The sequence below is a fragment of the Streptomyces sp. NBC_00690 genome (assembly GCF_036226685.1).
Taxonomy (GTDB): Bacteria; Actinomycetota; Actinomycetes; order Streptomycetales; family Streptomycetaceae; genus Streptomyces.
In genome coordinates this window covers 4,487,908-4,508,668 of sequence record NZ_CP109009.1, presented here as the reverse complement: position 1 = coordinate 4,508,668, position 20,761 = coordinate 4,487,908, and the positions used below count along the sequence as shown (strand labels likewise).

Annotated in this window: 17 protein-coding genes; 4 read left to right on the top strand and 13 right to left on the bottom strand. The window is 69.1% G+C overall.

Annotation, left to right across the window (positions count from 1 at the left end):
• Positions 1 to 103 precede the first annotated feature (103 nt).
• From OID54_RS19765 to OID54_RS19745, 5 genes are all read right to left on the bottom strand, one after another.
• Positions 104 to 1,180 carry a MerR family transcriptional regulator gene (locus OID54_RS19765; protein ID WP_329021370.1) on the bottom strand — a complete coding sequence of 359 codons (1,077 nt, stop codon included), beginning with the start codon at positions 1,178 to 1,180 and terminating at the stop codon, positions 104 to 106.
• A 360-nt stretch (positions 1,181 to 1,540) separates the two neighbouring features.
• Positions 1,541 to 2,404 (bottom strand): ABC transporter permease, encoded by an 864-nt coding sequence (locus OID54_RS19760; protein WP_329021369.1) that lies wholly within the window; start codon positions 2,402 to 2,404, stop codon positions 1,541 to 1,543.
• Entirely contained in the window at positions 2,401 to 3,369 is a 969-nt protein-coding gene (locus tag OID54_RS19755) for an ATP-binding cassette domain-containing protein (RefSeq protein WP_329021367.1), read from the bottom strand. Before OID54_RS19755 ends, OID54_RS19760 begins: the two co-directional genes overlap by 4 nt.
• Positions 3,370 to 3,650: 281 nt before the next feature.
• On the bottom strand, positions 3,651 to 4,214 hold the full coding sequence (locus OID54_RS19750) for an NADPH-dependent FMN reductase (protein WP_329021366.1): 564 nt from the start codon (positions 4,212 to 4,214) through the stop codon (positions 3,651 to 3,653).
• Positions 4,215 to 4,548: 334 nt separating this feature from the next.
• Positions 4,549 to 4,926: a hypothetical protein gene (locus OID54_RS19745; RefSeq protein WP_329021365.1), complete on the bottom strand. Its 378-nt coding sequence runs from the start codon at positions 4,924 to 4,926 to the stop codon at positions 4,549 to 4,551.
• A 251-nt stretch (positions 4,927 to 5,177) separates the two neighbouring features.
• Here OID54_RS19745 and OID54_RS19740 point away from each other — a divergent pair, with 251 nt between their 5' ends.
• Together OID54_RS19740 and OID54_RS19735 are read left to right on the top strand one after the other, a co-directional pair.
• Complete coding sequence (locus tag OID54_RS19740; RefSeq protein ID WP_329021364.1) at positions 5,178 to 6,107, top strand: hypothetical protein; 930 nt, start codon at positions 5,178 to 5,180, stop codon at positions 6,105 to 6,107.
• Positions 6,108 to 6,276: 169 nt separating this feature from the next.
• Positions 6,277 to 7,296: an endonuclease/exonuclease/phosphatase family protein gene (locus tag OID54_RS19735; RefSeq protein WP_329021363.1), complete on the top strand. Its 1,020-nt coding sequence runs from the start codon at positions 6,277 to 6,279 to the stop codon at positions 7,294 to 7,296.
• A 67-nt stretch (positions 7,297 to 7,363) separates the two neighbouring features.
• Here the strand turns inward: OID54_RS19735 and OID54_RS19730 are convergent, their stop codons facing one another.
• Together OID54_RS19730 and OID54_RS19725 are read right to left on the bottom strand one after the other, a co-directional pair.
• Positions 7,364 to 7,762 (bottom strand): RNA-binding S4 domain-containing protein, encoded by a 399-nt coding sequence (locus OID54_RS19730; protein WP_329021361.1) that lies wholly within the window; start codon positions 7,760 to 7,762, stop codon positions 7,364 to 7,366.
• A gap of 120 nt (positions 7,763 to 7,882) precedes the next feature.
• On the bottom strand, positions 7,883 to 9,955 hold the full coding sequence (locus tag OID54_RS19725; RefSeq protein ID WP_329021358.1) for a PhoX family protein: 2,073 nt from the start codon (positions 9,953 to 9,955) through the stop codon (positions 7,883 to 7,885).
• A gap of 312 nt (positions 9,956 to 10,267) precedes the next feature.
• Here OID54_RS19725 and OID54_RS19720 point away from each other — a divergent pair, with 312 nt between their 5' ends.
• Positions 10,268 to 12,184, top strand: a complete 1,917-nt coding sequence (locus OID54_RS19720) for a VWA domain-containing protein (RefSeq protein WP_329021357.1) — start codon at positions 10,268 to 10,270, stop codon at positions 12,182 to 12,184.
• Between the two features lie 176 nt (positions 12,185 to 12,360).
• Here OID54_RS19720 and OID54_RS19715 read toward each other — a convergent pair whose 3' ends face one another.
• Positions 12,361 to 13,701 (bottom strand): sensor histidine kinase, encoded by a 1,341-nt coding sequence (locus OID54_RS19715; protein WP_329021356.1) that lies wholly within the window; start codon positions 13,699 to 13,701, stop codon positions 12,361 to 12,363.
• The gene (locus OID54_RS19710; protein WP_329021355.1) at positions 13,698 to 14,351 is read right to left on the bottom strand and encodes a response regulator transcription factor; all 654 of its coding nucleotides are present in this window, start codon (positions 14,349 to 14,351) and stop codon (positions 13,698 to 13,700) included. Before OID54_RS19710 ends, OID54_RS19715 begins: the two co-directional genes overlap by 4 nt.
• 227 nt (positions 14,352 to 14,578) lie before the next feature.
• Here OID54_RS19710 and metG point away from each other — a divergent pair, with 227 nt between their 5' ends.
• A complete protein-coding gene (gene metG / locus OID54_RS19705) occupies positions 14,579 to 16,207 on the top strand; it encodes a methionine--tRNA ligase (RefSeq protein WP_329021354.1) in 1,629 nt (542 codons plus the stop codon).
• Between the two features lie 199 nt (positions 16,208 to 16,406).
• On the opposite strand, the gene OID54_RS19700 is transcribed toward metG, so the two are convergent.
• From OID54_RS19700 to aspS, 4 genes are all read right to left on the bottom strand, one after another.
• A complete protein-coding gene (locus tag OID54_RS19700; RefSeq protein ID WP_329021353.1) occupies positions 16,407 to 17,186 on the bottom strand; it encodes a L,D-transpeptidase family protein in 780 nt (259 codons plus the stop codon).
• Positions 17,187 to 17,191: 5 nt separating this feature from the next.
• Complete coding sequence (locus OID54_RS19695) at positions 17,192 to 17,947, bottom strand: hypothetical protein (protein ID WP_329021352.1); 756 nt, start codon at positions 17,945 to 17,947, stop codon at positions 17,192 to 17,194.
• Positions 17,948 to 18,041: 94 nt separating this feature from the next.
• Positions 18,042 to 18,563: a SigE family RNA polymerase sigma factor gene (locus OID54_RS19690; protein WP_329021351.1), complete on the bottom strand. Its 522-nt coding sequence runs from the start codon at positions 18,561 to 18,563 to the stop codon at positions 18,042 to 18,044.
• Between the two features lie 258 nt (positions 18,564 to 18,821).
• A complete protein-coding gene (gene aspS / locus OID54_RS19685) occupies positions 18,822 to 20,594 on the bottom strand; it encodes an aspartate--tRNA ligase (RefSeq protein ID WP_329021350.1) in 1,773 nt (590 codons plus the stop codon).
• Between the last annotated feature and the right edge of the window lie 167 nt (positions 20,595 to 20,761).

The window sequence follows — 20,761 nt, the reverse complement described above, 5'->3', positions numbered from 1 at the left end:
GCCGGGTGGGCGCCAGGGACCTCGGCCAGGCGTACGCATCCGCGGAGGGGCGGATCCATGAGGACGGACTGCGCTCCGTCGAGCGGTCGTCACAGCATGGGCGTCAGACCGGCACCACGTCCGCCACCACGCAGGCGATGTTGTCCGGGCCGCCCGCCCGGTTGGCCAGGTCGATCAGTTCCGCCACCGCGACCTCCGGGTCATCGACGGAGGCCAGCACCCGTTGGACATCACCGTCGGACACCACCGAGAACAGACCGTCGGAGCAGAGCAGATAGCGGTCTCCTGCCCGTGCTTCGTGCAGCCGCAGATCGGGGCGGGCCGATGTCTCACGGCCGTCCAGGGCGCGCAGCAGCAGCGCGCGCTGGGGGTGGGAGTCCGCTTCCGCCCGGGTGAGCGTGCCTTCGTCCACCATGCGTTGGACGAGGGTGTGGTCATGGGTGATGTGGAAGACCTCGCCGCCGCGCAGCAACAGGGCCCGGGTGTCGCCGATGTGGACGAGCGCGAGTCGGGAGCCGGTCCACACCATCGCGGTGAGGGTGGTGCCGGAGTCCGCGTACCCGTGGAGTGCGGTGTTGGCCTGAAGGACGGCGTCCTCCAGGGCGTTGAGGAGATCACCGGCCCGGGTGGAGGGCCGCCCCGCCGTGGTGGCGTCCCACTCCCGGAGGGCGTCGATGGCCGTCAGGCTCGCGGTGGCGCCCTGGCCGCCGTAGCCATCGGCGACGGCGAACAGCCGTGAGGTGGCGTAGGCGGCGTCCTGGTTGGTCTCGCGCACCAGGCCGCGATCGGTCCTGGCGGCGTAGCGAATGCCGAGCTGGAGCATGTCGGTTTCCTCCTCGGAAAGCTGGGTCAGCTGGTCGGCGAGGAAGAACGCCAGGTCACGACGGGCGGCGGTGTCGGCCTCCACCCGTGCCCAGTACGCCCGTACGGCTTGGGCCGCGGCGGCCGGGTCGGACTCACTGAGGTCACAGACGGTGTGGACGTCCGCCAGCGGCATTCCGATGCGGCGCAGCCAGGCCACCAGCCGGGCGCGCTCCAACTGGCTCTCGTCGTAGTACCGGTATCCCGAGTACGCATCGACGCTCGCCGGTGGCAGCAGTCCCAGTTCGTCGTAGCGGCGCAGCGCCTTGGCGGAGAGCCGAGAGACACGGGCGAACGCCCCGATCGTCAGCCGGACCATGCGGTTCCTTCCTCGCACCGGGTGGTGGTCCACCCGATGCCCCGATGCTGGGGCTTCCCCCGGGAGGAAGGTCAACGGCGGGAGGACGGGCCTTCGTCAATGGCCCTCGTCGCCATGCCAGTCGACGACCGGCGTTGTCCAGCGACCCCGTGTCCAGCGATGCCCGTTATCCAGCCGTGCCTTCGTCCAGCCGTGCCTTTGTCCAGCCGTGCCGTTGTCCAGCGATGCCGTTGATGGCACCCCTACCCACACCGGGAGCGACCACCGATACGGGGCGGGCGGCACAGGGAGTAACGAGCGGGCGGCGGGTGTTCCCCCCGGAAACACCCGCCGCCCGGCCCCGCGCTCAGTGCGGGAACCTCACTTGCGGTTGTAGAGCCGCATGGTCCAGGTGCCGAACACCACCACGAAGAACACGGACCATGCAAGGGACCAGGCGATGTCCGCGGCCGGCCACTCGCCCGCCATCAACTCACGCACGGCCGTGGACACATGGGTGACCGGGCTGTTGTTGACGAATGCCTGGAGCCATCCCGGCATGGTCTTCGGGTCGACGAAGACATTGCTCAGGAAGGTCAGCGGGAAGATCACCATCATGCTGACGCCCATCACCGACTTCTCGCTCCGCAGCAGCAGCCCGAACATCGTCCAGACCCAGGAGAAGGAGAAGGAGAAGACCATCAGGACCAGGACGCCGAGCGCGATACCGACGATCCCACCGTCCGGGCGATAGCCGATGATCATGCCGACGGTCAGCATCACCACGGAAGCCATCAGATAGCGGACGATGTCACCGAGGAGATAGCCCACCATCGGGGCGGGCCGCCAGATCGGCAGCGTACGGAAGCGGTCGAAGACGCCCTTGGTGATGTCGGTGTTGACCGCGACACCCGTATAGAACGTGATCATGATGACGCTCATGGTGAGGATGCCAGGCAGCAGGAACTGGATGTACTCCTCGGTGGACCCGGCCAGCGCACCTCCGAAGAGGTAGGTGTACATCAACACCATCATGATCGGGAAAGCAGTCACATCGAACAGTTGATCGGGCACATGCTTGATCTTGAGCATCGCCCGCCAGCCGAAGGTCATCGACGCCGACAGCGCACTGGGCCGCGGTGGTCGCTCCTTGTTCACCAGGAGCGCTGCGAGATCCTCCGCCCTGGGGGCCTCGAATTCGAGGTCGGCCTTGTCACTGGACTTGGTGGTGGTCGCGGTGCTCATGCCGCCCCCTTCTTGTCGGTCAGGGCGAGGAAGACCTCGTCCAGGCTGGGCTGGCCCAGCGCGAAGTTGTCCACGGTGATTCCGTTGTGCGCGAGCTCGGCCAGTGCCTTGGCGGCCTGTTCTGCGGCACCGAACTCACTGGCGTCCCCATTGATCCGCGCGGTCAGTGCGAGCGGATCGGAGTCGAGCAGCACTTCCACACCGAGGACCGCCGCAAGCACCCGCTCGGCCTCGGGGCGCTGGTGGGCATCACGCAGCCGCAGATGGACCGCGCCGGAACCGACGGATGCCTTGAGCTCGCCCTTGGTGCCTTCCGCTATCACCTTGCCGTGGTCGATGACCGCGATGCGGGAGGCGAGCTGGTCCGCCTCGTCCAGATACTGCGTGGTCAGCAGGACCGTCGTGCCCTGCGCGACGACCGCGCGCACGATGTCCCACACCTGGTTGCGGCTGCGGGGGTCAAGCCCTGTGGTCGGCTCGTCGAGGAAGAGCAGATCGGGAGTGTTCAAGATGGACGCGGCGATGTCGATGCGCCTGCGCATGCCACCCGAGTAGTTCTTCACCTGCCGCTCCGCGGCAGCGAGCAGCCCGAACGCCTCCAGGAGCTGTTCGCCCCGGGCCTTGGCCGCCTGCTTGGAGTGGCCGAGGAGCCGGCCGAGCAGGATCAGGTTCTCCATGCCGGTGAGGTCCTCGTCCACGGAGGCGTACTGGCCGGTCAGGCTGACCCTGGCGCGGACGGCGTCGGCGTCCTTCCGCACGTCCTTGCCGAAAACGCGGGCTTCGCCGCCGTCGGGTCGGAGCAGGGTCGCCAGCATCTTCACCGTGGTGGTCTTGCCGGCGCCGTTGGGGCCGAGGACTCCGTAGACGGTGCCTGCGGGCACGTTGAGATCGATGCCGTCGACCGCCCGATGTTCACCGAAGACCTTCACCAGGCCCTTGCTCTCGATTGCCAGTTCTGTACTCATCACGCCTTTTCCTTTGGTTTCACGGTGAGGCTCGGGTGCGGGCCACTGGCGCGGCGAGGCGTCGTGAGGGCCTCCCCGGTCAGCGGCGGACCGTGGTCTTCGGTTGGTTCTGTGGTCTTCGGTTGGTTCTAGGGATTCGACCGACACGATCGACGGAAGTCATCGGTCGGACCGTAGGAATTCGGCCACACCTCGCATCCATCATGCGAAATGTCGGCACATCTCATCTGAAAGTTTTTCCACACTCAACGGGCTCATCGGACTGGTGAAGCTGGTGGTGCTCAGGAGCAGTACGGCCGCAGGGCACGGGCCTCCCTGAGTGCCAAGCCCCACCAACCGAGCTGGTCGAGCATCGCCTGGACCGCGCGGTCCTGCTCCTCCCAACGCTCGTCGAGGAGGTTGATCGCCACGCCATTGCGCAGTGTCACGGTGTGCAGCTCGGTGAAGACCGAACGCAGCTGCTCCACCGCGTACAGCCCTTGTGAGCCATGGCCGTAGCTCACGAAGCCGACCGGTTTGGCCTGCCACTCGTCGTAGGCGAAGTCGATGGCCTGCTTGAGGGAGGCGGGAAACGACCGATTGTACTCAGGCGTCACGACGACGAAAGCATCCGCAAGATCCACCTGAGCAGCGAACTCGCCGACCACCCTGGTCGTCCGTGCGGGATAGCGGGTCGGGAAGTCGAAGTCGATCAGATCGATGACCGCCAACTCCAACTCCGTACGCTCGCGGGCACGCTCGGTGAACCACCGGCCGACGCCGTCGCCCACCCGTCCCTCCCGCGTACTGCCGATGATCACGGCGACCCGCAAGGGCTCCGGTGACCGCTCGCCACACTCCCGCATCAGCTGGGCCCTCCTCCCGTCGAAACCAGCCCTCACCCCTAAGGCGCGAGATCACGACGCGCGATCGCCAGATCTCATCTGGCGGCAGGAACTGGCGGACCGGGTGGGCGGGCGATGACCCGCTAGATCGGGCCGGGCGGTGCGGCAGGGGTTGCGGCAGGGGTCATGCAACGGCGTACGAAAGCCAGGGGCCCGCGTAGGGCGTACGAAGGCGATCAGCGACCAGGCCCGCACGGCCAGCGGTCGACCGGGCCCGCACGGTCAGCGGTCGACCAACCAGGGCGCGGCTGGCGGCACCGACACCGACACCGACACCGACACCGAGAAGGGGTGTTCACTTCTCCCGCATGTAGAAGATGTAGTACGACGCCACCAACATGGCCGCGGCGAAGAACAGCCCCATGCCCACCGCCTGGAGGATGCTGCACCCGGTCAGGCTGTGGAGGAAGCCGATCGACATTCCGCACAGCCCCGCGTAGGCCGCCGCGCGCAGCTCGCGCGGCAGGGCCCGCTGGATCCGACCGAGGCCGTACGCCACCCCGACGAAGACCAGCCCGGCAACCACGCCGAAGAGGACGTCCCACCAGCTGACGGCGACCCCGGTCCGACGCAGGAACCCCGCGTAGAAGCCGAAGACCGCTCCGAGAGCCAGCGGCACCCCCCAGCTGAGAGAAATGTGGTGCCGCGCGGACGGCGTTGCATGTGTGGCCATGGCCGGGCCCCTTCCCTCACGGTCCTGCTCGTCACTCCCTCTCAGGGCACACCCACACGCGGCACCCGGCAAGTCAGGGCCTCATCTCGTTCGACCACCACCCCCGCTCACCACGCGACGCCGCGCGGCGCAAGCCGAGGTGAGGCCAGGGTGGGGCTGCTGCCAGGGCTTTGGCTCCGGGGCAGTCGGTCCCGCGCCCGGTCGGCGGAGCAGCGGTCGCGCCCAGGGCGCGGGCCGCGTTCCCTGGAAGGGTGCGGAGTCTCCTCTCAGCGGTGTCGACGGTGCTGCTCGTGCTCGTCGCCGTCCTGACACCGCTCAGCGCACTGGCCGTCTGGGCGGAACGGGAGATCGGCGACCCGGACGGCTATGTCTCCGCGATGGCTCCGCTCGCCTCCGACCCCTCGGTGCAGAACGCCGTGGCCGACCGCATCACCGACGAGGTGCTGACGAAGGTCGATGCCGGGCCCTTCACCCCTGCCGTACGCGAACTCATCCACGATGCGGTGCTCAGCTTCGCCGCGACGGATGCATACAAGACCGCGTGGAACACGGTCAACCGAGCCGCGCACACCGCCGTCGAGCAGGCGCTGACCAGCGATGACGGCGACACCGCAAGCATCGACCTGGGTCCGGTGATCGAACAGGTCAAACGGCAGCTGTCCGCCGAGGGGGTGCCCTTCGCGGACCAGATCCCGATCGGTGACATCACGATCACGATCGTCGAGTCACAACGTCTCGGTGTGGCGCGTGAGGTGTTCGACGCCCTCCAGATCGCCGGCGTATGGCTGCCCGTGACCACGGCCCTGCTCGCCGTGGCCGCCGTCCTCTGCGCTCCCCGTCGTCGGCGGGCGCTGGCCCTGCTCGGGTGCGCACTCGCGGTGGGCGGCGCCCTTCTGCTGCTCATCGTCCGGGTAGGGCGGGCCGTGGCCCTGAACGACCTCCCCTCGGACCTGGACCGCCCGGCGGCGGGCGCGGTGCTCGACGCACTGACCGCGTCCCTGCGGACGACATCGTGGTGGCTGATGGGTGTGGGTCTGGTCGCGGCGGTCGGCATCTGGTGGCTCGGCCGCCGCCGGCAGACTGCCCAGGACCGTCAGACTGCCCAGGACCAGGCGCACGACCGGGCGGGCAAGGCGGACGACCACCCCGGAACGGGCCCGGCAGACCCGGAAGGTCCCTGACCGATCCGGAAAGTCCCGGACCGATTGCAACGAGTTATCCCCAAGCGGGCGAGAGGCGCAACAGAGTCGGCGAAACTGGCGTCATGACAGTGGGACGTTCCGTCGTCAGAGGTCACGGGAACGCGACCCCGGAACCCCTGCACGCGTGAAACACCTTCGGAGGCCGGATTTGGACAGCGCCACCTCGACCGCGGCACCCGCCGCAGTACCGGACGCCCCGCTGCGGCCTCCGGGCCGCCGTCGAGCTGCCGGGTGGTTCGCCGTCCTCCTGCTGATCGTGCCCACCGTCGTGGTGGTCCACCGGATCATGGACATGGACGGGGTCACCCCCGTGCCCCAACTCCTCGCCTTCCTGCCCTGGCTGCTGGCGCCCTCGGCGCTCGCCCTGCTGTTCGCGCTGCTGGCCCGCTGGCGCGCCGGCATGGCCTGGGCGACCGTGGTCCTCGCACTGATCGGCTGGTTCGTCAGACCGTACGACTCGGGGCTCGCCGATGAGCCGAAGGGGCAGGTCATAGCTCAGCTCGACGTCCTCACCTCGAACGTCGAGTTCGGCAATGCCACACCGGGGCTGCTCGCCACGATCCAGCGGGAGCAGCCCGACCTCGTCTTCGTCCAGGAGTGCGCGGCCGTCTGCTCCGACGCCCTGGCCGCGGAGATATCGCAGGCCGAGTATCCGTACCGCAATGTGGTCGAAGGGGCCTCGGCGTCCGGCTCGGCCATCCTCAGCAAGTACCCGTTGCAGAAGGCCGCGGGGATCGAGAGCCTCCATGCGATGCCCGGTTCGGTGGCGGTCATCGCAGGTCAGAAGGTCAATGTGCAGTTGGCCCACCCGCTGCCGCCGATTCCGGACGGGGTGGACGAGTGGCGTGCCGAACTGGAGCTGATGCGGAAGTACGCCCGAGGGGCGAAGGGGGAACCCACGCTCGTCGCGGGGGACTTCAACGCCTCCCAGGACCACGCCGCCTTCAGGAACATCCTCGACGACGGCGACCTGCGGAACAGCTCGGCCCTCGGCGGAGCCTCCCGCACCCCGTCCTGGCCCACGATGGTCGGCCGGCCGCTGGGCACACAGATCGACCATGTGCTGATCAGCGAGGAGTTCTCGGTGCGCAAGGCCCGGTTCCTGGAGCTGGGCAACACCGACCACCGCTCGCTCCTGGTGCGACTGGACCTCCACGCCGGCCGTTGACCCCGGGAAACGACCGACACGGGTGACAACTGACGAGAGTCGCGGGTGACGACCGGCGCGGGGGCCGCTAGCGCGCCGGTTTCGGCTGGCCCGGCTGGAGGCGTTCCATCTCTCGCCGGTCCCGCTTGGTGGGACGGCCGGCACCCCGGTCCCGCACCGCGACCGGCGCGACGAATTCCTTCGGCGGGGGCGGCGGACTGTTGTCCACGTACGCCTGCACAGCCACCGGCGCACCCACCCGCTTGCGGATGATCTGTGCGACGACCACCAGCCGCTCACGACTCTCATGGAAGATCCGCACCTGATCGCCGACACGGATCGACTGGGCGGGCTTCACCCGGGTGCCGTTCACTCGGACGTGGCCGGCCTTGCAGGCCGCAGCCGCCTGGGAGCGGGTCTTGGTGAGCCGTACGGACCAGATCCAGGCGTCGACGCGCACCGATCCCTGTGCACCTTCGCTATCCATGCCATCGACTCTACGGCTCGGGCAGGACGCGCAGCGGATCGTTTTCGCTCCGGACCGCAGATGAGCTGCTGCGCGGGTATCCTCGCGCCGCCCGGCTCCGGGGCGGCGCGAGGAGAGTGTTCACACTCCGATGTCGGCGCCGTCCTTGCGCCACACCGCCACGACGGACGGGCGGACCATCCGGCCCGGCCCGTCCGGCCAGGCGCTGGCGGGCTTCTGTGCCGAGGCCCCGTCCACCTCACCGGGGTGCTGGACGGCGACGAGGACCCGCCGGTCCTGGATCACCGGGCCGCAGGTCTCCGCCCCGATCGGGACCGTGAGGAACTGCTTCAGCTCACCACGGCGCTCGCCGTGGGTCGCCACTCCGAAGAGTCCGTCGTGCGAGCCGAGTTGATTGCCGTCCGTGGAGATCCACAGATTGCCGTGCGGGTCGAAGGCGACGTTGTCCGGGCAGGAAATGGGGCTGACCCGCTCCTTGGGGAAGCCCGCGAAGTAGGTCTGCGGGTCCTTCGGGTCGCCCGCGACCAGGAACAGCCGCCAGGCGAACCCGTCGCTCGCCGGATCATCCCAGTTCTCGGCCAGTTCCAGGATCTGGCCGTGCTTGTTCAGGTTGCGCGGGTTCGCCTCGTCGGCGCCCGGCTTACCTGGCTTGCCGCGGTCAGTGTTGTTGGTCAGCGCCAGATAGACCCGGCCCGTACGCGGGGACGGCTCGACGTCCTCGGGCCGGTCCATCTTGGTGGCCCCCACCTTGTCGCCGGCGAGCCGGGTGAAGACGTACACCTCGTCCGAGGTCATCCCCGGTACGTGTGAGACATCACCGGTGGCGAGCGGGATCCAGACGCCTGAGCCGTCGAACTCGCCGTCGGCCGGGAGAGCGCCCGTACCGCTGCCGGCGGCGTACTCCGGGCTGTCGCCGGTCAGTTTGGCCACGTACAGCGTGCCCTCGTCCAGCAGGGTGAGGTTGTGTTCGCGCGCCGCCCGCGACGTGCCCTTCTTCATCCGCTTCGACGAGACGAACTTATAGAAGTAGTCGAACCGCTCGTCGTCGCCCATGTAGACGACCGGGCGGCCGTCCTCGGTGAGCCGGGGCGCTGCGGCCTCGTGCTTGAAGCGTCCGAGTGCCGTGCGCTTGCGCGGTACGGAGTCGGCGTCGTACGGGTCGAGTTCGACCACCCAACCGAAGCGGTGCGACTCGTTCGGCTCCTGTCGGACGTCGAAGCGCTTGTCGAACCGCTCCCACTTGCGCTCGCTTGGCCCCGTGCCGATGCCGTAGCGCTTGTCGGTGGCGCTGGAGCCGTGGGCGAAGTACTGGTTGAAGTTCTCCTCGCCGTGCAGCGTCGTCCCCCACGGGGTCTCGCCACCGGCGCAGTTGTTGAGCGTGCCCCGCACCCTGACGCCGGAACGGTCGACGGAGGTGCGCAGCAGGGGGCTGCCTGCTGCCGGGCCGGTCATCTCGAAGGCGCTGGTGGCGGTGAGCCGACGGTTCAGAGGATGCCTGCTGAGCGCGATGATCCGGCCCGTCCTGCGCTCCTCCTGGACCGCGACGACGGACAGACCGTGTGCGGCCCAGGCGATCTCGACCTGTTCACGGGTCGGCTTCTCCGGGTCGTACCCCCGGAACATCAGTACCTCGTCGGTGTACTCGTGGTTGGCGACCATGAGTTGTCGACCGCGCTCGCCGGGGAGCGGGAGCAGGGAGAGGAAGTCGTTGTTGTAGCCGAACTGGCCTGCCTGCGCCTTCGCCGTCTGCCTCTCGGCGCGGAACGTGGGCGCACCGCGCAGGATCGGGTCTCCCCAACGGATCACGATGTTCTGGCTGTAGCCGGAGGGGACGGTGACCGCGTCCTTCTTGTTGGGCGCAACCGGGGCGAAGCGCAGGCCACGGGCGCCGTCGGGGCCACGGCCCCCACCGGGCCGCTGACCGCGCTGGTCGAGGGGCGCGGCCACCGCCTGCCCCGTACCGGCGCCCAGTACGGGAACGGTGGCGGCAGCCGATGCCACGGTCACGACGGCCGCCGTCCGCACCATCGAGCGGCGGGACAGGGCACGGGCGATGATGTCGCCCGCGTACTCGTTGTCGCTGGTGTTGGGGACCTCTTGGAAGCAGGCGTCACCGCACCGGTAGCGGCAGGTGAGCGCGGAACGTCCACCCGCGTGGGGCTTGGTGCTCAACAGTGGCAGCAATCTGCGCACTTCGTCCTCCTCCGGCGCACCCGCGCCGACAGTCTGTCGGGATGTCGTCAGCCGTGACGTTAGGAGGATTTGCACGCAATGCGGCGGACACAGGGTGAACGAGGGATGAATGCACGGAAAGACATGAGCTGTACCGACCGGGAAGGGTCTCGTACGGAACCGATCGCAGACGAGTTTCCGTTAATCCGCCCCTGCGGGGGTTTACTACGAGTGGCCGCTAACCTTACGTGTCCGCCCTGGCCAGGACACCCTCAGAACGACTTGGTCCATATGCGGATATAAAACACCCAACTCATGCGAAAGGTTTCGCACATGGGCATTCGGAGCTTGCTGCGTAAGGTGTTCGGTCGCGATCGTTCGGAGCCCACCGAGCAGGTCGCAGCTTCAGTCCCGACCCAGTCCGAACGTCCAGAACCGGCCACCACCACCGAGGCCGTTTCCACCGAGACACCCGTCATTCCCTCGCCGGCCGAGGCACCCGCCACGGAAACCGCCGAGCCGGCGTCGGCAACCGCCGCAAAGGCGGCTCCCTCCGCGTCGGCCGCGTCCGGATCCGCAGAGGCCGCTACGACGCCGGCCCCCGCGCCCGCGCCCACTCAGGAGGAGGCCCCGGCCGCTGCGGCGGACGCCGCGTCCACACCCTCCGGCCTGGCCGCCGATCTGGTGTCGGCCGCGTTCGACAATCCGCAGCCCCGGCCGCGCACCGCATCGGTCCCTTCCCAGGCCCGTACGGAGAGCGCCCCCGGAGCCAGTGCCACGGAACCGGTCGAGCAGCCGGTCGAGCAGCCGCAAGAGCCCGCGGAGGCCACCCGGTCCGAATCGATCAGCACTGCCGGCGAGAGCCCGGACTCGGATCCGGAGCTCGCTGTGAGCAGCGAAGAGACGGGATCGGCCCAGGCCGACGACCACCCCGAAGACCAGGCCGAGCCCGAAGACAAGACCAAGACCAAGACCGAGGCCGACGACCGGGCCGAGGTCACCGAGTCGGCGGGTGACGCAGTCGCATCCGTGGCGGAAGCGCCGGCCGAGCCCCTGTCGCAGGCCGAGCCACCGGCTTCGGAGGCACCGCCAACAGAAGCACCGCCAGCAGAAGCAGCGCAGGCAGCACCGCCAGCAGAGGCAGCGGAGGCAGACGAAGCGGACAGTGCGGTCACCGCCGAGGAGACCGCCCCGGTCTTGGCCGAGTCCACCGAGCCGGAGCCCACTGCGGTGGCACCCGAGGCAGACGGGGGCGACGCCGACGCCGACACGGCGGACGTCACCGCACCGGAATCAGCGACCGCGCCCCCGGCACAGCCGGTGGCCGCCCCCGACCCGACACCGGCGCCGGACTCCGTGTCCGTGTCCGTGTCCGAGCCTGCGTCTGCGTCTGCAACTGAGCCGGTCGCCGCCGAGGCCGAGCCGGCAGCAGCCGAGGAAGTCGAGGCGGACCAACCCACCGAGCCCACCGAGCCCACCGCGCCCGCCGCGCCCGCCGCGGGCGTCGCGGGCGTCGCGGGCGTCGCGGACCTGGACGAACCCACCCCCGAGACCACCAGCCCCACAGCAAGCACAGCACCCGCAGTACCCACCGCGCTCGCCCCAACGCGGGCCGCCGCGGCCAGTGCACTCCAGCGGGCGGGACTCAGCGACACCCAGGCGCTCGTCTATCTGGTGCTGGACCGCTCCGGCTCCATGCGCACTTTCTACAAGGACGGCAGCGCACAACACCTCGGTGAGCGCGCCCTCGCGCTGGCCACGCACCTCCACGAGGGCACGGCACCCGCCATCGAGGTCGTGTTCTTCTCCACCGAGGTCGACGGCACCGGGACGCTCACCCCCGATGCGTACGAAGGAAGAGTGAACGAACTCCACGACTCCTTCGGCCGGATGGGACGCACCAACTACCACCTGGCGGTCGAGGAGGTCCTGGCACTACACGCCAAGGCCAGCAAGGCCCTGCGGGCGGCGACCGGCAGTCGGTCCCGCAAGCCGGTTCCGGCGCTGGTGCTCTTCCAGACGGACGGCGCCCCCGAGTCCAAGACCGCCGCGACCGCCGCACTGGCGGCAGCAGCCGACAAGCCGGTGTTCTGGCAGTTCATCGCCTTCGGTGAGCACGAGGCGAAGGCGTTCGACTACCTCCGCAAGCTCTCCGTCGACAACGCGGGCTTCTTCCACGCGGGTCCCAAGCCCGGCGAACTCCCCGACGAGGAGCTGTTCGACGGCCTCCTCCAGGGCTGGAAGCCGTAGCAGCTCCCGCGCAGCCCCCTACCTCGTGCCGCCGGTACTCCTCGTACCGGCGGCATGTGCGTTGTGAGCGGTCCCCCAAACCGCCCCCGTCACCCGGTCCCGCCCGCCTGCTTGCTTGCCGTCCACCCACCCGTCCATCCGTCCGTCAACCGATCGCACAACACACCACAACACATCTACCTCGGCTGTCGGTCCGCAACGGTGTGGACGACGGGCAGGGTCACCGTGACGGTCAGCCCCCCGCCCTCAGGGCCCGGGCCGGCCGAGACCCGCCCCCCGTGGGCATCGGTGATCGAGCGGACGATGGACAGTCCGAGGCCGGCCCCTGGTCCCATCCGGTCCCGGCCCTCCCCACGCCGGAAGGGTTCGAACAGGGAGGGAATGTCATCCTCGGCGACCTTCGGCCCGGTGTTCTCCACGACCAGCACACCCTCGCCGACCGCATCGGCGGCCACCCGCACGCTCACCGTCCCGCCCGGAATGTTGTAGGCGACCGCGTTGGACACCAGATTGCCCACCAACTGGGCCAACAACAGCCGGTTCCCCCGCACGACGACGCCGTACTCCACCTCGGCCCGGACCTCGTGGCGTACCGATTCCTCCCGGGTGAGCTCACCGAGGTCGATGTCGTCGCGCTCCTCCAGTCCGCGTTCGCTGCGGGCCAACATCAACAACCCCTCGATCAGCCGCTCGCTGCGCCGGTTGGTGTCGAGCAGCACGCGTTTGGTGGCCAACAGGTCCTCGGGGGACGCACCGGTGTCCAGACCGACCTGGATGGCCGTGCGCTGGGTGGCCAGGGGCGTGCGCAGTTCATGGGAGGCGTTGGCGATGAATCGGCGTTGGCTGTCGAACGCGCTCTCCAACCGGGCGAGGAGCGCATCCAGGGTGTCCCCCAACTCCTTCAACTCGTCGTCGGGTCCGCTGGCCGCAATGCGCTCGTGCAGGGTGCGTTCGGAGAGATGGCGTGCCTTCGCCGTCATGGCGTGCACGGGCCGCAGCACCCGCCCAGCCGTCCACCAGCCGACCGCGACGGCACACAGCGCGGTGATCAACAGTGCGGTCAGCGACCAGAACAGCATCTCCTCGGACGCCGCGTCGCTCACGTTCTCGGTGAGTTGTTGGGCCCTGAAGGTGGTGAGGTCGCCATGGCTCACCGACCAGAGGCCGGGTGACGACGGGTGCGGTTTGAGGACGGCCCGCCGGGCGATGGAGTCAGCCTGGTCCTCCGTGCCCGCGCGGGAGAGCAGATTGACGACGGCGAGCAGGACCCCGCCGAGGACGAGGAAGACCGCCCCGTAGACGAGGGCGATCCTGGTGCGGATCGTGGAGCCGGGACCCAGCCGTCCGGCTCCGGCGTGGCGTATGCGGGTGCGGGCGGCTCCCGGGCCGATGTCGACGCGCTGGCCGGTTCGCCCTCCGCGCACGACGGGACCGAGCCGGGTGCGTCGCATTCGGGCGGCCGTGATCCGCGCACCGGCGATTCCGGGCGTCCGCCCGGCGCCGGGGCTCCGGGTCACAGTGCGTACCCCACTCCCTGGACCGTTCGGATCAGGGCGGGCTCGCCCAGCTTCGCCCGCAGCTTGCTCATGCAGACCCGGACAGCTCCCGTGAAGGGGTCGGTGTGCGCGTCCCAGGCCCGTTCGAGGAGTTCCTCGGCCGACACGGTCGCGCCGTCCGCCTCCAACAGGATCTGGAGCACGGAGAACTCCTTCGGGGACAGATCCAGCAGCCGTCCCTCTCGGACGGCGGTCCTGCGGACGGTGTCGAGCACGACCCCGTGGCGCTCCAGCAGGGGCGGTACGGCCCGTGCGCTGCGGCGGCGCAGCGCACGCACCCGGGAGACCAGCTCGGGGAACTCGAAGGGCTTGCCCAGATAGTCGTCCGCGCCCAGGTCGAGCCCTTCCACCCGGTCCTCCATGGACGCGGAGGCGGTGAGCATCAGAATGCGGGTGCGGGACTCGGAGGCGACGAGCTCCCGGGCGACCTGGTCGCCGTGGACGCGCGGCAGATCGCGGTCGAGGACGACCACGTCGTAGTCGTGGAGTCCCAGATAGGCCAGGGCTGCATCTCCGCTGTACACGGTGTCGACCGCGAAACCGGCGCGGCGCAGCCCGGTGGCGACCAGCTCGGCCAGGATTTCCTCGTCCTCGGCCACCAGTACCCGCATACCGCCTTCTCCCCTGCCATGACCGCCGCGCCGCGGGGCTCCCGGGCCCACTGCCCGTCCCGCCGGCGAAGGACGCATCGTCCATCCAGGATGCGTCCTTCCATCCCGTTCCTATCCCGCGGGATGTTTCGCGGATGTCTCCACCACCTCGCCACTCAGCGCGGACCCGCTCCCGGTGGGCTTTATGCGGGTGAGGGGAGCATCCGGGGGCGACTAGGATTTCGACCATGGCGGCCACTGGAACCGAGAAGCAGGGATCGAGCGCAGACGTGCAGGCGTACTACGTGACGACCCCCATCTACTACGTCAACGACGCTCCTCACCTGGGCCACGCCTACACGACCGTCGCAGGCGACGTGCTCACCCGCTGGCACCGTCAGCGCGGCGAGAAGGTGTGGTACCTCACCGGCACGGACGAGCACGGTCAGAAGATCATGCGCACTGCTGAGGCGAACGGCGTCACGCCCCAGGAGTGGTGCGACAAGCTCGTGGAAGAGGCGTGGAAGCCCCTCTGGGAGCATCTGGGGATCGCGAACGACGACTTCATCCGGACCACCGAGAAGCGGCACACGGACCGGGTGCAGGAGTTCGTTCAGGACCTGTACGACAAGGGCGAGATCTACAAGGGCGGCTACGAGGGCCCGTACTGCGTGGGCTGCGAGGAGTACAAGCTCCCGGCGGACCTGATCGACGGCGAGGGCCCCTACGAGGGCCAGAAGCTCTGCCCGATCCACAAGAAGCCGGTGGAGCTCCTCAAGGAGGAGAACTACTTCTTCAAGCTGAGCGAGTACGGCCCCAAGCTGCTGGAGTTCTACGAGGCCAATCCGGGCTTCATCCAGCCCGAGTCCGCCCGCAACGAGGTCGTGAACTTCGTTCGGCAGGGCCTTCAGGACCTGTCCATCTCCCGGTCGACGTTCGACTGGGGCGTGAAGGTGCCGTGGGACGAGAAGCACGTCATCTACGTGTGGATCGACGCGCTGCTGAACTATGCGACGGCGGTCGGCTACAACGAGAATCCGGCGAAGTTCGCCGACACCTTCCCGGCCAACGTCCATCTGGTCGGCAAGGACATCCTGCGCTTCCACGCCATCATCTGGCCGGCGATGCTGCTGGCGAACGACCTGCCGGTACCCGGCCGGGTGGCCGCGAACGGCTGGCTGATGGTCGGCGGCGAGAAGATGTCGAAGTCCAATCTGACCGGCATCAAGCCGCAGGACCTGACCTCGCACTTCGGCGTGGACGCCTACCGCTGGTACTTCCTGCGGGCCATCGCGTTCGGCCAGGACGGTTCGTTCTCCTGGGAGGACTTCACCGCCCGCTACACGAGCGAGCTGGCGAACGACTACGGCAACCTCGCATCGCGGGTGGCGGCCATGGTCGGCAAGTACTTCGACGGGCAGCTGCCGGAGGCCACCGCGTCCGGCCCCGCGGAGAAGGCGGTCCAGGACGGTCTGGCGACGGCGGTCACGACGGCGGACCGGCTGATCGGCGAGGAGCTCGACTTCCAGGGCGGCATCCTCGCGGTCTTCGACTTCGTGAAGCAGGTCAACGGCTACCTCACCGAGCAGGAGCCGTGGAAGGTCGCGAAGGACACCTCTCCCGAGGGTCAGGCGCGCCTGGCGACCATCCTGTACACGGCGGCCGATGCGCTGCGCGGTGTGGCGGTCCTGCTGAACTCGGTGATGCCGCGCACCTCGCAGGCGCTGTGGGATTCCCTGGGCGCTGAGACGTCCCTGGGCGCCCTGGCCGACCAGAGGGTGCAGGACGCGGGCACCTGGGGCCTGCTGCCGGTGGGCTCGACGGTCACCAAGGGCGCGGTGTTGTTCCCGCGGCTGGAGGAGCCGAAGAACCAGTAGCACCCGGCAGCGGCGCGTGATGCATCCGCACGGAACACCGGAGTACCGGAACACCGGAACACCGGAATGCGTACGACCCCCGGTCCCGGGCATGAGCTCGGGGCCGGGAGTCGTGTCGTACGGCGTCGGGGTGCAGGGTCGTACGGCGTCGGGTTCGAGGTCCTACGGCGTCGGGCGCGCGTTGGCGCGCCCGGACGGTTCACGCTGCCAGCGCCGCCACGGGCCCCATCACCACCACCGGCTCGGCCGCCGGATCCAGCCGCCGCAGCAACTCCTTCATGCGCTCCCGGGGCAACCCCACACAGCCTTGCGTACCGGCGCCGTGCTCGACGTGGAGCCAGATACCGCCGCCCCTGGCGTCTCCCAGCGGCCGGGTCCAGCTCAGCGGGGTGTGCCCGGCCACCCGGTTGTAGTTGACGGCGACCACGTAGTCGAAGGCGCCGGTCAGCGGCTCACCCTCGACATTGGTGCGGTTCGGCGGGGTGAAGCCGGGCCCCTGGTCGTACGGGAGTTTCGTGCCGGGGTCCTTCAGCAGTCCGCCCGCGTCGGTCAGCCCGTACACGCCGATCGGGGTGCGCAGATCGCCCTGGCGGTGGTGCTCGGTCCAGCCGCGGACGCCGTTGCGGGTGGGCCAGGTGTCCGATGCGGGGCGCCAGGCGCCCGCGGAATCGCGTTCGTAGAGGACGGCGGTCCCCTGGTTGGCGTCGACTCCCTCGGCGCGCACCACCAGTGCCTGCCTGCTCTTGAGGCCCATGCGCTGACGCGTCTTGGGCCCGAGCCCCGGTATCTCGGTGGGTTTCTCCGCGAGCGGCGAGGGCTCGGCGCCGTGCACCGGGTGCGCCCCGGGAGCACTCTCGGCAGGGTCGGTCTCCTTGGCGGGGCCCGGCCCTGCGGCCTTGCCGGACTGTGTCTGGCAGCCGCTCAGCGCAAGAACGAGTGCGAGCGCCGCCGCCGATGTCGCGCCCGTACGAGCGTGCATGGGATCTACCGTCCTGTCGAGGTGGTGGGATCGGGTGTGTCCGCGTCAGCGAGTTGGGCGCTGTCGATCATCTTCTGGACATCGGCCCAGGTCTCGGCGGTGGTGCCGGGGGCGGCGCAGACCCGGAACGCGGACAGAACCGTGGGATAGGGCTTGGAGTCGGTCACCAGACTCGCCGCGTGGGTGACGGCACCGCCGATGGCCGCGCAGTTGTCGTCCACGCCCATGGCCTGGAGTTTGCGTGAGGCCCGCCTGTCGATCTTGCTCCCGGGCGGCCCGCCCGCGGTCACGGTGATGAGGATGTCCCCACGGCCGAGACGGTCCAGCGGCAGACAGCCGTCCGCGTACTTCATCTGGCAGGGGCGGGTGAACGGGGCTACCGGTTGGGTGGCGATGAACCCCTGGGGCTCGACGAGGTTGCGGCGGTCCGCGGGCATCGTCAGGGTGTGCCACACCCCCGGCAGTCGGACCGTCAGCCCGTCCAACTCCGTGAACGTCACCGTGTCTTCGGTCGGGGGGACGGCGGCGGGGGTCTGTGCGCTCAACGCCGGACGCCGGGAGTCCGCCGTGGTGGGCAGCAGCAGCGCTCCGGCCGTGACCAGGGCCACCGCCGCGGCGCCCCCCGTCACCAGGGCCATCCTGATCCGTCGACGTCGTACGACCCGCTCCCGCACCTGGCGCAGCAGGCCATCGGATGTGGCGAGCCGGGGCGTGCCGCGTTCGAGTAGGGCGCGCAGTTCGTGCTCCAGCGGCTCGTCCAAAGCCGATCCGCCCGAAACCGGCCCGCCCGGAACCGATCCGCCCGAAGTCGGTCCGTTCGAAGTCGGTCCGTGCGGGAGCTGGGCGTCATGGCGGTCATGCAGCACTGCGATCACCTGCCTTCGCCATGGTGGCGGGTAGCAGTGCCCGCAGGGTGCGCAGCGCCTTCGACGACTGGCTCTTGACCGTGCCCGTGGCGCAGCCGAGGGTGGCCGCGGTGTCCTCGACGCTCATGTCCTCGAAGTAGCGCAGGACCACGATCGCCCGCTGCCGGACCGGAAGGCTGCGGATGGCCGTCGCGAGCGACTGCTCCAGATCGACATTGGCGTATGCGTCGATCGACGTCACGGAGTCCGGTAGGTCGCCGTGCGGCACCTCTCCGCGCCAGCGTCGCCGCCACCAGGAGGCATGGGTGTGCACCAGCGCCTTGCGGATGTACGCCTCCGGGTGCTCCCGCGAGATCTTCGACCAGTTCGGCCAGACCTTCGCCAGCACCGTTTGGAGCAGGTCCTCGGCGAGATGGGCGTCGCCGGTCAGCAGCCAGGCCATGCGGAGCAGTCGGGGGCCACGGGCGGCGACGAACGCCTCGAAGTCGCCGTCCCCGTACTCGGAGCCCATGGTTCCGTCCCCGCTCTCGTGTTCCGTCGTCCACGTAGAAGGAACGCGGTGAGGAATGGTTCGGGTTGCCCGCATGCGCGGGAACAAACGCCTCCGCCCAACGGGATGCGTCCGCGCCCCGGAGCACGAGGAACAACCGGGCACGAGGAGCAAAGGGGCTGAGCACGCAGAGCACCGGTGGAACACGAAGAGGCCCCGGACCGCGGTCCGGGGCCTCTCGCGTACTCGATCGGAGTGCCGTCAACCGGCCGACAGGCGCTACTCGGCGGGCTTCGCCACCGGCTTGCGGAGCTGGATGTTCAGCTCCCGCAGTCGGGACTCGTCCAGCTCGGTCGGCGCGCCCATCATCAGGTCCTGGGCGTTGCCGTTGAGCGGGAAGGCGATGGTCTCGCGGATGTTCGGCTCGTCGGCGAGCAGCATCACGATCCGGTCGATGCCGGGGGCGATGCCACCGTGCGGCGGGGCGCCGAGACGGAAGGCCCGCAGCATGCCCGCGAACTCGTGCTCCACGGTCTCGCGGTCGTAGCCGGCGATCTCGAACGCCTTCAGCATGACCTCGGGCTCATGGTTACGGATCGCGCCGGAGGACAGCTCGATGCCGTTGCAGACGATGTCGTACTGCCAGGCGAGGATGTCGAGCGGGTCCTTCTCCTCCAGGTCCTTCATACCGCCCTGCGGCATCGAGAACGGGTTGTGGGAAAAGTCGATCTTCCCGGTCTCCTCGTCCTTCTCGTACATCGGGAAGTCGACGATCCAACAGAACCGGAAGACGCCCTCGTCGAAGTGGCCCGCGCGCTTGGCGGCCTCGACGCGGACCGCGCCCATGATCTTGGAGACCTCGTCGAAGTCGCCCGCGCCGAAGAAGACGGCGTGCCCGGCGGCGAGGCCAAGGCGCTCGGTGAGGACCTTGACGTTCTCCTCGGTGAGGAACTTGGCGATGGGACCGGAGAGGGAACCGTCCTCGGCGACGCGCACCCAGGCCAGCCCCTTGGCGCCCTGCTCGATCGCGTACTCACCGAGCTGGTCGAAGAACTTCCGGGGCTGCGCGGAGACGTCGGGCACGGCCAGGGCGCGCACGTGCTTGCCGGCGAACGCCTTGAACTCGGAGCCGTCGAAGACATCGGTGATGTCGACGAGTTCGAGCCGGGCGCGCAGGTCCGGCTTGTCGTTGCCGTACTTCAGCATCGACTCGCGGAACGGGATGCGCGGGAAGGGCGAGGTGACGTGCTTGCCGTCGCCGAACTCCTCGAACAGCTCGGTCATCAGCTTCTCGACGGGCTGGAAGACGTCCTCCTGCTCGACGAAGCTCATCTCGACGTCGAGCTGGTAGAACTCGCCCGGCGAGCGGTCGGCGCGGGCGTCCTCGTCCCGGAAGCAGGGCGCGATCTGGAAGTACCGGTCGAAGCCGGAGATCATCAGCAGCTGCTTGAACTGCTGCGGGGCCTGCGGCAGGGCGTAGAACTTGCCGGGGTTCAGCCGGGAGGGCACCACGAAGTCACGCGCGCCCTCGGGGGAGGTGGCGGTGAGGATCGGGGTGGCCATCTCGTTGAAGCCGAGCGCCGTCATCTTGTGCCGGATCGCGCTGATCACCGCGGTGCGCAGCATGATGTTGCGGTGCATGCGCTCACGGCGCAGATCGAGGAAGCGGTACTCAAGCCGGCGCTCCTCGTTGACGCCGTCGTCCGCGTTGATCGTGAACGGGATCTGCTGGGCCGCGCCCAGCACCTCCACCTCGGACACCTCGATCTCGACCTCACCGGTGGGCAGCTCGGGGTTGACGTTGTCGGCGCCCCGGCTGACGACCTTGCCGTCGATGCGGACGACGGTCTCCTTGGTGAGGTGGCTCAGCGCCTCGTTGGCCGCGGTGCCCGGGCGGGCGACGAGCTGGGTGATGCCGTAGTGGTCGCGCAGATCGATGAAGAGGATGCCGCCCAGGTCTCGACGATTGTGCAGCCAGCCGCTCAGCCGGACGTCGGTGGAGACGTCAGAGGCGCGGAGCTCGCCGCAGGTGTGGGACCTGTACCGATGCATCGTCGTTCATCCAGTCTTAGCGGAGTGGGGTGGGGTGGGCCTGTCAAGGTTACCGCCCACCCCCCGCCCCCCTCATTGGCATATACACGCCAGAGGCAGGTCGGGGGTCGCGAGGGCCTCGGCTCACCCGGTGAACAGCCGTACCAGCGGCTTCCGCGCCCATCCGT